This is a genomic window from Nocardioides sp. YIM B13467, assembly GCF_042788075.1.
Classification (GTDB): domain Bacteria; phylum Actinomycetota; class Actinomycetes; order Propionibacteriales; family Nocardioidaceae; genus Nocardioides.
Map to the genome: position 1 here is coordinate 75,406 of NZ_JBHZPJ010000009.1, position 14,304 is coordinate 89,709.

Below are 14,304 nucleotides of genomic sequence, written 5' to 3' on the forward strand. Positions count from 1 at the left end.
TCTAGGAACGCCCCGCCAGCAATGACAACGCGAGCGCCAGCGCCCGGCGCTCGTCGGGACTCTGCGTCGCCGCCCCCGAAGGGAGCAGCCGGTCAGGGTCTCCGTGGAGAGCGTATCCGGCTTCCACCAATGCATCACGTTGGGCCCGCGCCTGTGTTACGACCCAATCCAAACTTTCTGGGGGAACGCCGACCTCCCGGGCGTCCGGAACGAGCGGCTCTAGCTTCTCCAGCCGCGGTCGCAGGCGGTCGATCAGCAACTTCCGCTGGGTCTCGAGATCGGTTCGTACGCTGAGAACCTGCCCGATCACGCGAGCGACCTCGTTGCCCTCGGCCGAGATCGGCCAGGGGCCGGGCAGGCTGTCCACGCCGAGCAGGCCGGGCAGCAGGGCGGGATCGGTGACGATCTCGACGCGGTCCTTCCCGACCCGCCGGGCCCACCAGCGGGCGATCCTCGGCAGATCGGCACGGGGGCCGAGCCAACCGCGCCACTGTGCGTCTCGGATCCAGATGTGCCAGGGGTTGACCCGGTTGGTGAAGGTGCGGAACCTCCACGCACCGGCGGCGATCTCGTCCAGCGGGCCACCGAGGACGTAGACGGTGTAGCCATCGGCGCCGGGCAGCCTTCCCTGCCGTTCCAGCTCCTCGCGGATGGGCAGCGTGAGCCACGGCGAACCGACCAGGCGGTAGGGGAACTTCTCCTGGTCAGGCTCCGACTTCTTGGGCCGGCGCGACCACCTTCGCGGACGCCGCTCGGGCGCCGTCTCCACGGTGCCGAGCAGGTCCTCGGCGAGCAGCACGCTCGCCGCTCTCAGCAGCTCCCGCGCCGACAGCGTCGCCGGATCGACCGGCAGCGGGCCGTACGTCCTCGTCTCGGTGTCCCCGAGCAGCGGCAGGTCGCGGCGGCCACGGCCGGGCGGGCTCGTACGCAGCAGTGCGTCGACCCGGGCCGGCTCCGACGGACCGGTCGCGTTGAGCCGCCGCAGCAGCTCGAGCATCTCGGCACCCGGCAGGTGGTCGGTCATGAAGGGCGCGGCGGGCTCGGACCAGGACGCCCAAGGAGTCGTACCGCCCTCGCGCAGGTGCGCGGCCCAACCCCAACCCCTGGTGGGTGCAGCTGGCATCAGGAGCGTCGCCCCTTGACCCGCCGCATCAGACTGGCAGCGCGGGACGCGACGGGGCGCTGGGGCGGGTCGGTGCGGGCCGCCTCGACGACGACCGCGACCAGGGCGTCGATCGCCGCGTCGGCGACATCCTTGGTGCGCGGTGCGTCCGGGTCGATCCACTCGACGTCGGCGTCGGGTCGCTGCGGGCGGAGGTCGTCGAGGTCGCCGGCGATGTCGACCTTGGCCAGCTCGGCCCACTCGATCCAGGATTCGGCGACCTGGTCGGCCCAGTCGAAGGTGGTCGGCGGAATGGTGACCCGCTCTCGACCGTCGCGGTGGGCGAGGGTGCGCTTGGCGATCACCTCAGTGACCATGTGGCGGTAGTCCTCGCGGGGGAGCTCCTGCGACTCGAGCCGCGCGTTGAGCCGGCGCAGCAGCGTCGCCTCGGCACGGCCGAGCGACTGATTGTGGCGGTCGCTGTCGATCGGGGTCCAGGACTCCTCGATGCCGATGACCTCGCAGAACCGGCGCCAGAGCAGCTCGCTCGGCGCGCCGTCGTGCGGCACGGTGACCAGGTGCACGCGCTCCGGCGGCAGGTTGCGACCCCACCGGCTGAGCACGTCGGGCAGGCCGTGCGTACGCCAGAACCAGGCGGCCGAGCGCGACTGCTTCGCGGTCTGCATCCGCTCGAGGTAGCGCGCGAAGGTGACCTTGCGCTCGCGCTGCACCTGGTCCTGCCACTCCGCCGCCAGCACGCGCGCGATGTCGCGAGCGGTGTAGACGATGTGCACCTCTGTGCGGCCGCCCTCGCCGAGGTCGGTCATCGCCTTCTCGACCCGGTCGGGCCGGGCTCCGGCGAAGAGGTGGTGGCTGATCAGGATCGTCTCGGACTCGTCGCGGCGCACCCGTTTGACCAGCGCGTCCCACTCGCCGTGGACGGTCTTCCTCATCCCGCCCCACGGACGGTCGATCAGGTCGAGCGCCGGCCGGAAGAAGTCGGGCTGGCCGCCGACCGGGTAGAAGACGCCATGCTTCTCCAGGGACACCCGGTTGTGGAACAACCTGTCCTGGAGGTACGTCGTGCCCGTCTTCGGAGCGCCGACGTGGAGGAAGACTTTGCGCGCCATGATCCCGCTATTCTGCACCAAGTTAGTAGAGATTGTCGCGGCGGTCCGTCTTTTGTCACCCGGCCGTCACTCTTGGATGCAGTCTAGGGCGTGTCTCCAGCTATGACCGCAAGGCACGTACGACGGCCGAGGGGCTCGGCCTGCCGAGGTGGCCGGCGAGCCAGCTGCTCGTGTCGGCGACCTTGTCGAGATCGACACCGTGCTCGATCCCGAGGCCGTCGAGCATCCAGAGCAGGTCCTCGGTGGCCAGGTTGCCCGTGGCCGACTTGGCATAGGGGCAGCCGCCCAGGCCGCCCGCGCTGGCGTCGTAGGTGGTCACCCCGGACTGGAGGCCGGCGAGGGTGTTGGCCAGAGCCTGGCCGTACGTGTCGTGGAAGTGCAGCGCGAGCCGGTCGGTCGTGACGCCGGCCTCCTTGAACGCCTCGATCAGGGCCTTCACGTGCCCGGCCGTGGCGACGCCGATCGTGTCGCCGAGGCTGAGCTCGTCGGCACCGAGATCGAGGAGCCGCTTGCCCGCCTCGACCACCTTCGCGATCTCCACCTGGCCCTCCCAGGGGTCGCCGAAGCACATCGACAGATAGCCGCGGACGGTCATGCCTTCGGCCTTCGCGCGGCTCATCGTCGGCTCGAACATCGCCCACTGGCCGTCGAAGGTCTGGTTGAGGTTCTTGTTGGCGAACGTCTCCGTCGCGCTGCCGAAGATCGCGATGTGACGCAGCCCCAGCTCGAGCGCCCGGTCGAGGCCCCTCTCGTTGGGGACGAGCACCGGGAGCTCTCTGGCCCTGTCGCCGAGCCTGTCCACGAGCTCCGTCATCAGCTCCTTGGCATCGGCCAGCTGCGGCACCCACTTCGGGTGCACGAAGCTCGTCGCCTCCACCGGGCTCAGCCCGGCATCGAGCAGCCGGGTTATCAGGTCGGCCTTGACGCCGGTGTCGATCGCCGTCTTCTCGTTCTGGAGGCCGTCACGCGCACCGACCTCGTAGATCGTCACCTGTGTGGGGAGGCCGTCTTGGCGTACGACGGCGGGGAGGCTGGTCATGAGGTTGGCTCCTGCTGGGTTCGTTCCACGTGTAACACGCTGTTCGTAGGACTACTCGCCCTAGTGGAACGACCGGACAGTCCTACGAACAACGTGTTACACGGGTCACGGTCAGTCATCGGTCGGCTCCACGACGAACAGTTCCGCGCCGAGGGGCACCTGGGATCCCGCTGACGCGCCGACCACGGTGACGGTGCCGGCGAACGGCGCCTTGAGGGAGACCTCCATCTTCATCGCCTCCATGACACCGAGGACCTGGCCCTCCTCGACGGTGTCGCCGACCTGGACGCGTACGTCGATGACGGTGCCGGGCATCTTGGCCTCGACTGCGCCGTCGCTGTGGTGGGCGGCGGCACCGGCTACGCGGTCGGGCGGGGAGAAGTCGAAGCGGTGTCCTTGGTGGACGATCTCGGCGAGGCCGGGCTGGACGTTGATGGCCGCCCAGTGGCGTACGCCGTCGACGATGGCCAGGAGCACGTGGTCGGCCGCGCTGAGCTGCCGGACGAGGTGACTGGCGACATCGCTGGCGACGCGGCCGGAGGGGCGGTCGACGGTGACGCTGCGGTCGAGGTCGACGATGGTCGGCGCCGGTGAGCCGGCGAGGCGCCAGCCGTCGGCACGGAACGGCGTCGTGGTGTCCGACGCCGCCGACAACATCGCGCTGACCCAGGCGACGAGGGTCCGCGGCACCTCGGGGTCGGGCGCGGGCACCTCGTTGCGGTCGAGCCAGGCGGTGTCGATCTCCGCGTCCCGGAAGGCGTCGGAGGCGGCCAGCACGCGCAGGAAGCCGGTGTTGGTGGTCAGTCCGAGGACGGCGGTCGCGTCGAGGGCCTTGACCATCGCCGTACGGGCCTCCTCGCGGTCGGCGCCGTGGACGATCACCTTGGCGAGCATCGGGTCGTAGGCGGTGCTGACCACCTGCTCGCTCTCCAGAGCGTGCTCCACTCGGGCGCTCTCGGGCCAGCGCACGATCGAGGTGCGGCCGGCCTGCGGCAGGAAGCCCTCGAAGGCGTCCTCCGCGTAGACCCGGACCTCGATGGCGTGACCGTCGATGCGTACGTCGTCCTGGGCGATGCCCAGCGGTTCACCGGCAGCGACCCGGAGCTGGAGCGCGACGAGATCGGCGGCGGACCCGTCGATGCGGACCGCCTCCTCGGTGACCGGGTGCTCGACCTGGAGACGGGTGTTCATCTCCAGGAAGTACGCCTCGCCGGACGCCTCGTCCAGGAGGAACTCGACCGTCCCGGCGCCCGTGTAGTCGACCTGGCGAGCGAGTGCGACGGCGCTGGTCAGGACCAGGTTCCGCTGCTCGTCAGTGAGCGTCGGGGCGGGCGCCTCCTCGATCACCTTCTGGTGGCGGCGCTGGACGGAGCAGTCCCGCTCGAAGAGGTGGATGACGTTGCCGTGGGTGTCGCCGAAGACCTGCACCTCGATGTGACGGCCACGCTCGACGTACTTCTCGATCAGGAGGGTCTCGTCGCCGAACGCGCTCAGCGCCTCCCGGGCCGCCGCCGCGCGCGCCTCGTCCAGCTCCTCCGGCGAGCGGACGATCCGCATGCCCTTGCCGCCGCCACCCGCCGCGGCCTTGACCAGCAGCGGGTAGGGGCTGTCCTCGCCCCGCGGAACCACAGGTACGCCGGCGGCGACCGCGATCTCCCGGGCCGCGTCCTTGCGGCCCATCTGCTCGATCACCTCGGGCGTCGGACCGACCCAGGTCAGCCCCGCCTTCGCCACCGCGCGTGCGAACTCGGCTCGCTCGGAGAGGAACCCGTAGCCCGGGTGGACGGCCTCGGCACCGGCCTCGGCGGCGGCCGCGACCACCGCATCGGCGTCGAGGTAGGACGCGACCTCGACGGCCTCGTCGGCGTCGCGTACGTGGGGCGCGTCCGCGTCGAGCGCGGTGTAGATCGCGACCGTGCGGATCCCCAGCTCACGACAGGTGCGAAAGACGCGTCGCGCGATCTCGCCGCGGTTGGCGACCAGAACACTCTCGAACATCCCAGACTCAAACATCCCAGTCACATCCTGAAGATTCCGTAGCGGGGTTCGGGGGTCGGCGCGTTCGCTGCCACCGCGAGCCCCATCGCCAGCACCCGTCGGGTGTCGGCGGGGTCGATGATGCCGTCATCCCACAGGCGCGCGGTGGCGTAGTAGGGAGAGCCCTGGGTCTCGTACTGGTCCCGGATCGGCGCCTTGAACTCCTCGTCGTCCGGCTTGCCGGCGACGGTCGCGAGCACCGACGCGGCCTGCTCGCCGCCCATGACCGAGATCCGCGCGTTGGGCCACATCCACAGGAACCTCGGGTCGTACGCACGCCCGCACATGCCGTAGTTGCCGGCGCCGTAGGACCCGCCGATGACGACGGTGAACTTCGGGACCACCGAGCAGGCGACGGCGGTGACGAGCTTGGCGCCGTCGCGGGCGATGCCCTTGTTCTCGTACTCCTTGCCGACCATGAACCCGGTGATGTTCTGCAGGAACACCAGCGGGATGCCGCGCTGGTTGCACAGCTCCACGAAGTGGGCGCCCTTGAGCGCCGACTCGGAGAAGAGGATGCCGTTGTTGGCGACGATGCCGACCGGCTGCCCCTCGATGTGGGCGAACCCGCAGACCAGCGTCTCGCCGTAGAGCGCCTTGAACTCCTGCAGCTTGGACCCGTCGACGATGCGGCGGATCACCTCGCGTACGTCGTAGGGCGTCTTCGTGTCGGCGGGCACGACGTCGGCGAGGGTCTCGGGAGACTCCACCGGCTCGTCGTACGTCGTCGTCCGCGTCTCCTGCTCCGGCAGCGTCGAGACGATGCCGCGGACGATCTCGAGCGCGTGCTTGTCGTCGTCGGCCAGGTGGTCGACGACACCCGACTTCGTCGCGTGGACGAGCCCGCCCCCGAGCTCCTCGGCGGTGACCTCCTCGCCCGTGGCCGCCTTCACCAGCGGCGGCCCGCCGAGGAAGATCGTGCCCTGGTCGCGCACGATCACGGTCTCGTCGCTCATCGCCGGCACGTAGGCGCCACCGGCGGTGCACGACCCCATCACCGAGGCGATCTGCGGGATCCCGCGTGCGGACATGTTGGCCTGGTTGAAGAAGATCCGCCCGAAGTGCTCACGGTCGGGGAAGACCTCGTCCTGCTTCGGCAGGAACGCGCCGCCGGAGTCGACGAGGTAGATGCACGGGAGATTGTTCTCGGCCGCGATCGTCTGGGCTCGCAGGTGCTTCTTGACCGTCAGCGGGTAGTAGGTGCCACCCTTCACGGTCGCGTCGTTGGCCACGATCATGCACTTGCGCCCGCTCACCAGCCCGATCCCGGCGACCACCCCGGCCGACGGCACCGCCCACTCGTCCCCGTCGTCGTACATCCCGTACGCCGCCAGCGGACTCACCTCCAGGAACGGTGACCCGGGGTCGAGAAGACCGTCCACCCGGTCGCGCGGGAGCAGCTTCCCGCGGTCGGTGTGCCGTTGCCGGGAGCGTTCGCTCCCCCCTTGCCGTACGCGCTCGAGCCGCTCTCGCAGCTCGAGCGTCAGCTCGCGCAGATTCGACGCCATGGACCGAGGTTAACGTTCATTAACCTCGGGTGACAAGCCCCACACCGAAGTCACCCGCGGCCGGGGCGGCTCGGCGGCTACTCGGCGAGGGCGCCTCGGGCCATCTTGGTGAGCACCGCGCGGGTCGCTTCCTCGGGGAGGACCCGGTTGTGAGGGGTGGAGTTGATGAGGCCGAAGACGGCGTGGGCCATCGCGCGGGCGCTGTCGAGAGCCAGCGCCGGGTTGCGGTCGCGGAGCTGGTCGGCCCAGAGGTCGACGTACTTCCGCTGCAGGGTGCGCACCTGCTCGCGAGCCTCGTGCGGGAGCGACTGCCAGTCGCGCTCCTGGACGACGATCAGGGCCCGGTCGCGCAGCGCGAAGTCGACGTGCCAGTCGATCAGCGCATCGATGGCCTCAGCGGTGCTCGACGCGCCCTTCACGCGGACGCGTCCTTCGCGGAGCAGCTCCTGGGAGATCGAGACGAGCATCTCGGCGAGCATCGCGTCCTTGCTCGGGAAGTGCTTGTAGAGCGCCGGGCCGGAGATTCCGCAGGCAGCGCCGAGCTCGGAGACGGAGACTCCGTGGAAGCCACGGGCCGCGAAGAGCTCGGCCGCGGTGTCCAGGATCTGCTCGCGCCTGGTCTTCGTCGGGGCCGAGGTCATTGCACGAGGTTATCGCGTGAGCTCCGGAGGCATCTCACTCCTCGAGCAGGTGGCGCGCTCGGAGCACCGCGTCGAGCGCGATCTCGACGTCGTCGACCTGGTCGCGGGTCGACTCGCCGGGCGCAGCGACGTCGACCGCCGCCGGCCCTGCCGGCCGATCCTGACGCAGTCCCCTCCGCAGGCCCGCCAGCAGCTCGTCACGCTCCGCCCCACGCAGATGAAGCAGCGCGGACGCGTCGCGATCGACGATCCAGCAGAGCTGGTGCAGCACCGCGAGCGAGTGGCCGCACACCGCGTGCCAGTGCCCGCACGTGCAGGTGACCGCGAGTTCCTCGCCATAGGGAACCAGCTCGACCCCGGCCTCCTCGGCGTGCTCGGCCACGTCCAGCGGCAGCTCACCGACCAGGAGCGCCTCGGCCCGCTCGGGCGAGGCACCGAGGACCTCCGAGAGCGCGGCGACGGACTCTGCGCCCAGCTCCGGCACCGTGCCGGTCACCGTCCACAACCCGAGCTCGTCATCGACCGCCGCCGCAAACCGCCCGGGCTCGACGACCAGGCCGCCGATCCGCCCCGAGCGGGCGAGCGACCGAGCGCCGGAGAGCTGGTTGGCGTCGTACGCGAGCTCCTCGATCGCCCGCAGGAACGCTCGGCCCCACCACGACTCGACCCGCACCATCCCGCGCCGGTGCGGCTCGCGGGCGAAGGTCAACGCTTTGCTCATGAAGCGATCCGGCGCCGTTTTCGGCGCTTCTGGGGACCGAGCTTGACCAGCTCACGGAGCTCGGCGTTGGACAGCTCGGTGAAGGCGGCCTCGCCGCCTCCGAGGACCGCGTCCGCGAGGACCCGTTTGCGCTGCAGCAGCTCCGCGACGCGCTCCTCGACGGTGCCTTGGGTGATGAGCCGGTGCACCTGGACCGTACGCGTCTGGCCGATGCGGTGAGCCCGATCGGTGGCCTGGTCCTCGACCGCGGGGTTCCACCAGCGGTCGACGTGGATCACGTGGTCGGCGCGAGTCAGGTTGAGCCCGACCCCGCCGGCCTTGAGGGAGAGCAGGAAGACCGGGACCTCGCCGTCCTGAAAGCGCGAGACCATCCGCGAACGCTCCGCGACCGGGGTGCCGCCGTGCAGGAACTGGTGGGCGACACCGGCCGAGGCCCAGTGGGCCTCGAGGAGCCGGGCCATCGCGACGTACTGCGTGAAGATCAGGACGGCCCCCGACTCGGCGAGCACGGTGGAGACCAGCTCGTCGAGGAGGTCGATCTTCTGCGACCGCCCCGCGATCCGTCCGCCTTCCTGCTTCAAGAACTGCGCCGGGTGGTTGCAGATCTGCTTGAGCCCGGTGAGCAGGCTGAGCACCAGCCCGCGCCGCTGCGGGTCATCGGCGTCGAGCCGCTCGATCCTCGCCATCGCGTCGCGCACGTAGGCCTCGTAGAGCACCGTCTGCTCCCGCGTCAGCGACAGCAGGTGGTCGGTCTCGGTCTTGGGTGGGAGCTCGGGAGCCACCCCGGGGTCCGACTTTCGGCGGCGCAGCATGAACGGCCCGACCAGCGAGGCGAACTCCTTCGCCTTCCCGACGTCCGCGCCGGCCTCGATCTGGCTCGCCCAGGCGCGGCGGAAGGCCAGCCTGCTCCCGAGCAGACCCGGCACGCACCAGTCGAGCAGCGCCCACAGCTCGGTCAGGTTGTTCTCCACCGGGGTTCCGGTCAGCGCCACCCGGGCGTGGGAAGGGATCTCGCGGAGCGCCTTCGCGGTCGCGGAGGCAGCGTTCTTCACGTGCTGCGCCTCATCGGCGACGACGAGCCCCCACGGCACTGCCGAGAGCAGCTCGGTGTCGCGCCGCATCGTGCCGTACGTCGTCAGCACCACCCCGCTCGCGCCCTCGACGTCGCGCTCGGCACCATGGTGGCGTCGCACCTCCACCTCGGGAGCGAACCGGGCGAGCTCGGCCTCCCAGTTACCCAGCAGGCTCGCCGGGCACACAACCAGGGTCGGCCCCGAATGCTCCTTCTGCCGATGGAGGTGGAGGGCGATCGTCATCAGGGTCTTCCCGAGCCCCATGTCGTCGGCCAGACAACCACCGAGCCCGAGCGAGGTGATCCCGGCCAACCAGGTCAGCCCCTCGACCTGGTAGCCACGCATTGTGGCCTGCAGCCCGGTAGGCACCTCGACAGGAGGCCCCGAGGTGGCCGCGATCACCTCGTCGCGAAGGCGCGCGATCGAGGCCCCGATGATCACCTGCTCGCCCGGTGCCGCCTCGGTGACCTCCTTCGGCACCTGACCGGTCAGGGCGACGGCCAGCGCCTCCCCGCCGCTGATCCGCTTGAGCAGTCGCTTGCGCGCACGTCGGAGGACCGAAGGATGGACGACCGCCCATGCCCCTCTCAGCCGAAGCACCGGACCCGCGGCCGCGGCCAGGGAGTCCATCTCGGCGGCATCGAGCGGCTCGCCGCCGAGCGCCAGCTGCCACTGGAAGGCGAAGAGGCCCTTCTCCCCGAGCGGCGACTCGCGCATCAGATCCTCGCGCGCGCCGGTCGACGAGGACCCCACTCGGTCCACCGCCACCGACGTCGTCAGGTCCCGCGACAGCGAACGCGGCCAGAGCACGTCGACACCGCGCTCCTTGAGCCACTCGACGCCGTCCTCGAGCAGGCCGACGACCTCATCGCTGGCCAGGGTCAGGGACGAGGGCACCGGCAGGTCGAGCAGCTTGTCGAGCACGGGCCACGCCTCCGCGGCACCGCGGAGAGCGACCTGCGCATGCGTACGCGCCCGGGGGCCGAACCCGTGATCGTCGGCCTCGTCCCACAGCCGAGCGGCATCGGCCACGTGCAGCGGGTCGGCCTCATCGTGCACCTGCGGCACCAACGTCAGCGACCCGATGAGCAGGTCCTCCTCCGGCGCCTCGACACGGAACGAGAGCCGCACCAACGACGGCAACGAGGCCGTCACCGGCCCCTCATCGGTCCGATAGCGCGACAACCGGGTCTGCAACGACTCCCGGAACGCACTCGACCCAGAGGCCTTCGGCGCCGAGGTCGGCACCGCGTCCGCGACCGCGGCCACGATCTCTCGCACCAGCAGCTCGGCCGCCTCTCCGTCCAGATCCTCATAGGCGCGCGAGGTGGCCAGCAACCGCACCCGCTCCTCGTCCTCCGGGGTGTAGCGCACAGCCCAGGAGCCACCGTCGGGCTCCAGCTGTCCCGCGGCCACGAACCGGAGCCCGAGATGGGCTGCTGATGCGACCAGAGCAACCGAGGGATGCAGGTCGGTGGCTGCGTACGCCTTCTTCAGGACCGGCAGCGCGGCCCGCATCGGCAACGACACCGACCGCCGGGAGTCCACGAACTCGATGGCTGAGTCCCGCGGCGGCTGCGCCGGGCGGAAGACCGCGCGACCGGTGACGGGAACGAAGGACATGGACACGACCGTAGTCGCCACCACCGACGGTTTCTCATCCTCGAGGATGAGGTGGTCGCCCCCCAAGGTTGAGGCGCGCCATGCCGGAGCCCTGCCACGGTGGCTGACATGACTGAGACCACGCATCCACGCGCCGCCCTCCCACCTGGACAGCGGCGCATCGACTTCTTCCCGCGCTTCGGCCGTCGTGTCGACCAGCCCCCACCGACGGCGCCCGAACATCCGACGGTGGTGTTCGGCGGAGCGCTCAAGACGCCGATCGAGATCACCGTGGAAGAGCTCGTCGGCAAGGGTCGTCGCGACCTTCACGCCGACTTCCACTGCGTCGCCGGATGGTCGGTGACGGGCCTTCAGTGGGAGGGCGTCGCCTTCGCCGACGTCTACCGGCGTCACGTCGCACCGGCCGTCGCACCGGGCACGGTCGTGACACACGTCCTCGTGCGCGGCCTCGACGGCGAACACTTCGTGGCCGAGCTCGAAGATCTCCTCGCCGACGACGTCCTGCTCGCCGACCGGCTCGGTGGCCGGCCGCTCGACGGCGATCACGGCGCCCCGCTGCGACTGGTCAACCCAGCGCAGTACGGGTACGCCAACATCAAGCACGTGTGTCGCGTCGACGTGCTCGCCGGCGCGCCATCGGGCGGGTCACCGGCGCTGGTCGACCGGCTGCTGCAGTCCCACCCGCGGGCGCGGGTCTGGGAGGAGGAGCGCCACGGCACGGTGCCCGGCTGGCTGATCCGCCCGGTCTACCGAGCGATCAAGACCGTCATGCTCGCCGCCGCTCGCCGCCGCAGAACTGCGGGTGAGCCAGGTCACTAGTCAAAAGTAAATAATGGCTAGGGGACCTATCAACCCACACGTAGGCTGTCAACCCGTGACAGACATCTCTGCCAAGAAGGCACCGGACGATCACCTCGACAAGAGCGTGCTCATCGTCGCGGGCGTCGTCGTACTCGGATCGATCATGTCGATCCTCGACATCACCGTTGTCTCCGTCGCGCTGGAGACCTTCCAGCGCGAGTTCGACGCCACCTCTGCCGAGGTCGCCTGGACGATGACCGGCTACACCCTCGCCCTGGCGACGGTGATCCCGCTGACCGGTTGGGCCGCCGACCGGTTCGGCACCAAACGCCTCTACATGACCGCGATCGTGCTCTTCGCGCTCGGCTCGGCGCTCTGCGCGCTGGCCACGACGCTGCCGATGCTGGTCGGCTTCCGCGTCCTCCAGGGGCTCGGCGGCGGCATGCTGATGCCGCTCGGCATGACGATCCTGACCCGCGCCGCCGGACCCGAACGGGTCGGTCGCGTGATGGCGATCCTGGGCGTACCCATGCTCCTCGGTCCGATCCTCGGCCCCATCATCGGTGGCGCGCTGATCGACTCGGCGTCGTGGCACTGGATCTTCCTGATCAACATCCCGATCGGCGTCATCGCCCTGGTGTACGCCTGGCGAGCCCTGCCCAAGGACCACGTCGAGCCGTCGCAGTCCTTCGACTTCCTCGGCATGGTGCTGCTGTCCCCGGGTCTGGCGCTGTTCCTCTACGGCGTCTCTTCGATCCCCGAGGCCGGCACGCTGCTGGACACCAAGGTGCTCTCCTTCATGGTCGTGGGCCTGGTGCTGATCGCCGCGTTCATCCCGTGGGCACTGTCGTCCCGAAACGACCACCCGCTGATCGACGTACGCCTCTTCGGCAACAAGGAGCTCACCGTCGCGGTGATCACCCTGTCGATCTTCGCGATGGCGTTCTTCGGTGCCTCGCTGCTCTTCCCGCTCTACTACCAGCAGGTACGCGGCGAGGACGCCCTCCACGCCGGCCTGCTCCTGGCTCCGCAGGGTCTGGGCGCGATGGTCACGATGCCGATCGCCGGCATGCTCGCGGACCGCACCGGTCCGGGCAAGATCGTCCTCAGCGGTCTGACCACGATCGCGGTGGGCATGTTCATGTTCTCGCGGCTCGACGAGGCCACGCCCTACTGGTACCTCCTCCTGTCGCTGTTCATCATGGGCCTCGGCATGGGCGCGACGATGATGCCGACCTTCGCCGCCGCCCAGGCGACGCTGCGCGAGCACACCATCGCCCGAGGCACGACCCTGGTGAACATCGTCCAGCAGGTCGCCGCCTCAGCGGGCACCGCGCTCTTCTCGGTGCTGCTCACCAACGCCCTGGCGGGCAAGGAGTCGATCTCCGCCGCCGACGACCTCGCCGACAAGCTCGGCGTCCCGGCCGACGGACTGGAGAAATTCCTGGCAGACCCAGCCAACCAGCAGAAGGTCGGCGAGGCCGCCGCTTCGCTGGGTCTGGACCCGGCCAAGCTGCCCGAGGTCTTCAAGGCCATCCCAGCCGAGATGGCCGAGGCGTTCTCGACCACCTTCGTGATCGCCGCGATCCTGGTGCTGGTCACGCTCATCCCCGCGTGGTTCCTGCCCAAGAGCAAGGCCGAGCACGGAGCCGCCGCTCCCACGGTCCTCCACTGATCCGCTCACGTACGCAGGGCCGGGCGGCCAGTGGCAGCCCGGCCCTCGCTCTACTTGTCGGCCTGTTCACCCTGGTGGGTTGCGGCTCCCCTTCTGTCGCACTCCCACCGACGGAAGGCGTCTTCGACTACCAGCTCGGAGGTGCCGCCTCTCGGCTGACCGACGGCTCACCGATCGACGTGGTCGTACGCGACGCCACCGCCGCGCCCCTCGAGGGCGCCTACAACGTCTGCTATGTCAACGGCTTCCAGACCCAGCCCGGCGCCGACTGGTCCGACCGCCCGTCCGCGCTGCTGCGCGACGCCTCCGGCGATCCCGTACGCGACCCCGACTGGCCCGACGAGATCATCCTCGACCCCTCCACCGCGTCTGCTCGGGCGTCGATCCTCGAGGTGATCGAGCCGGTCATCGAGGACTGCGCCGACTCGGGCTTCGACGCCGTCGAGATCGACAACCTCGACACCTGGACCCGCTTCGACGCGATCTCGAAGGACGGCGCCTTCGCCCTGGCCGCGGAGTACGTCACCGCCGCCCACGACCTCGGTCTCGCGATCGCCCAGAAGAACGCCGCCGAAGCCGCCCGCCCCGCCCACGACGACCTCGGCTTCGACTTCGCCGTCGTCGAGGAGTGCGGCGCCTACTCCGAGTGCGCCGCCTACACCGACGTCTACGGCTCGCATGTGCTCCAGATCGAATACCCCGACTCTCTAGCCGAAGCCGACCTCCCCTTCGCCGACGTCTGCGCCGATCCTGCCCGCGCCCCGCTCACCATCCTCCGCGACCGCGACCTCGTAGGACAGAAGGACTCCGCGTACGTCTATGACGCCTGCTGAAAAGTTGAGTTGAGAGATTTGGTTAAGAGATGTGGCCACACCACTCTCGGAAATGCTCCCTCAGATCGTGACTTTGAACGTCCCCGATCGAACCTTCAGCTACTGCGCGCAGGGGAACCAG

At 69.9% G+C, this 14,304-nt stretch carries 11 protein-coding genes; 3 read left to right on the plus strand and 8 right to left on the minus strand.

Annotation, left to right across the window (positions count from 1 at the left end):
* Position 1 precedes the first annotated feature (1 nt).
* From ACFX43_RS02665 to ACFX43_RS02700, 8 genes are all read right to left on the minus strand, one after another.
* Complete coding sequence (locus ACFX43_RS02665) at positions 2–1,123, minus strand: hypothetical protein (protein WP_378816677.1); 1,122 nt, start codon at positions 1,121–1,123, stop codon at positions 2–4.
* The gene (locus tag ACFX43_RS02670) at positions 1,123–2,232 is read right to left on the minus strand and encodes a hypothetical protein (protein ID WP_378816679.1); all 1,110 of its coding nucleotides are present in this window, start codon (positions 2,230–2,232) and stop codon (positions 1,123–1,125) included. Before ACFX43_RS02670 ends, ACFX43_RS02665 begins: the two co-directional genes overlap by 1 nt.
* A gap of 100 nt (positions 2,233–2,332) precedes the next feature.
* Positions 2,333–3,271: a hydroxymethylglutaryl-CoA lyase gene (locus tag ACFX43_RS02675; RefSeq protein ID WP_378816680.1), complete on the minus strand. Its 939-nt coding sequence runs from the start codon at positions 3,269–3,271 to the stop codon at positions 2,333–2,335.
* Positions 3,272–3,382: 111 nt separating this feature from the next.
* Complete coding sequence (locus ACFX43_RS02680) at positions 3,383–5,269, minus strand: acetyl/propionyl/methylcrotonyl-CoA carboxylase subunit alpha (RefSeq protein ID WP_378816683.1); 1,887 nt, start codon at positions 5,267–5,269, stop codon at positions 3,383–3,385.
* Between the two features lie 20 nt (positions 5,270–5,289).
* A complete protein-coding gene (locus tag ACFX43_RS02685) occupies positions 5,290–6,816 on the minus strand; it encodes a carboxyl transferase domain-containing protein (protein ID WP_378816684.1) in 1,527 nt (508 codons plus the stop codon).
* Between the two features lie 77 nt (positions 6,817–6,893).
* A complete protein-coding gene (locus ACFX43_RS02690; protein ID WP_378816686.1) occupies positions 6,894–7,457 on the minus strand; it encodes a TetR/AcrR family transcriptional regulator in 564 nt (187 codons plus the stop codon).
* A 34-nt stretch (positions 7,458–7,491) separates the two neighbouring features.
* Positions 7,492–8,178 (minus strand): hypothetical protein, encoded by a 687-nt coding sequence (locus tag ACFX43_RS02695; protein WP_378816689.1) that lies wholly within the window; start codon positions 8,176–8,178, stop codon positions 7,492–7,494.
* A complete protein-coding gene (locus ACFX43_RS02700) occupies positions 8,175–10,874 on the minus strand; it encodes a DEAD/DEAH box helicase (protein ID WP_378816692.1) in 2,700 nt (899 codons plus the stop codon). The genes ACFX43_RS02695 and ACFX43_RS02700 overlap by 4 nt, the downstream gene beginning before the upstream one ends.
* A 108-nt stretch (positions 10,875–10,982) precedes the next feature.
* On the opposite strand from ACFX43_RS02700, the gene ACFX43_RS02705 reads away from it, so the two are divergent.
* From ACFX43_RS02705 to ACFX43_RS02715, 3 genes are all read left to right on the plus strand, one after another.
* Complete coding sequence (locus ACFX43_RS02705) at positions 10,983–11,693, plus strand: molybdopterin-dependent oxidoreductase (protein ID WP_378816694.1); 711 nt, start codon at positions 10,983–10,985, stop codon at positions 11,691–11,693.
* 55 nt (positions 11,694–11,748) lie between these two features.
* Positions 11,749–13,350 carry a DHA2 family efflux MFS transporter permease subunit gene (locus tag ACFX43_RS02710; RefSeq protein ID WP_378816697.1) on the plus strand — a complete coding sequence of 534 codons (1,602 nt, stop codon included), beginning with the start codon at positions 11,749–11,751 and terminating at the stop codon, positions 13,348–13,350.
* A 74-nt stretch (positions 13,351–13,424) separates the two neighbouring features.
* Entirely contained in the window at positions 13,425–14,183 is a 759-nt protein-coding gene (locus ACFX43_RS02715; RefSeq protein WP_378816700.1) for an endo alpha-1,4 polygalactosaminidase, read from the plus strand.
* The last annotated feature ends 121 nt before the right edge of the window (positions 14,184–14,304 follow it).

Excerpts from the sequence above, each read along its gene's own strand:
- ACFX43_RS02665 (WP_378816677.1), bottom strand. The coding sequence starts at position 1,123 with ATGCCAGCTGCACCCACCAGGGGTTGGGGTTGGGCCGCGCACCTGCGC.
- ACFX43_RS02670 (WP_378816679.1), bottom strand. The coding sequence starts at position 2,232 with ATGGCGCGCAAAGTCTTCCTCCACGTCGGCGCTCCGAAGACGGGCACG.
- ACFX43_RS02675 (WP_378816680.1), bottom strand. The coding sequence starts at position 3,271 with ATGACCAGCCTCCCCGCCGTCGTACGCCAAGACGGCCTCCCCACACAG.
- ACFX43_RS02680 (WP_378816683.1), bottom strand. The coding sequence starts at position 5,269 with ATGTTCGAGAGTGTTCTGGTCGCCAACCGCGGCGAGATCGCGCGACGC.
- ACFX43_RS02685 (WP_378816684.1), bottom strand. The coding sequence starts at position 6,816 with ATGGCGTCGAATCTGCGCGAGCTGACGCTCGAGCTGCGAGAGCGGCTC.
- ACFX43_RS02690 (WP_378816686.1), bottom strand. The coding sequence starts at position 7,457 with ATGACCTCGGCCCCGACGAAGACCAGGCGCGAGCAGATCCTGGACACC.
- ACFX43_RS02695 (WP_378816689.1), bottom strand. The coding sequence starts at position 8,178 with ATGAGCAAAGCGTTGACCTTCGCCCGCGAGCCGCACCGGCGCGGGATG.
- ACFX43_RS02700 (WP_378816692.1), bottom strand. The coding sequence starts at position 10,874 with ATGTCCTTCGTTCCCGTCACCGGTCGCGCGGTCTTCCGCCCGGCGCAG.
- ACFX43_RS02705 (WP_378816694.1), top strand. The coding sequence starts at position 10,983 with ATGACTGAGACCACGCATCCACGCGCCGCCCTCCCACCTGGACAGCGG.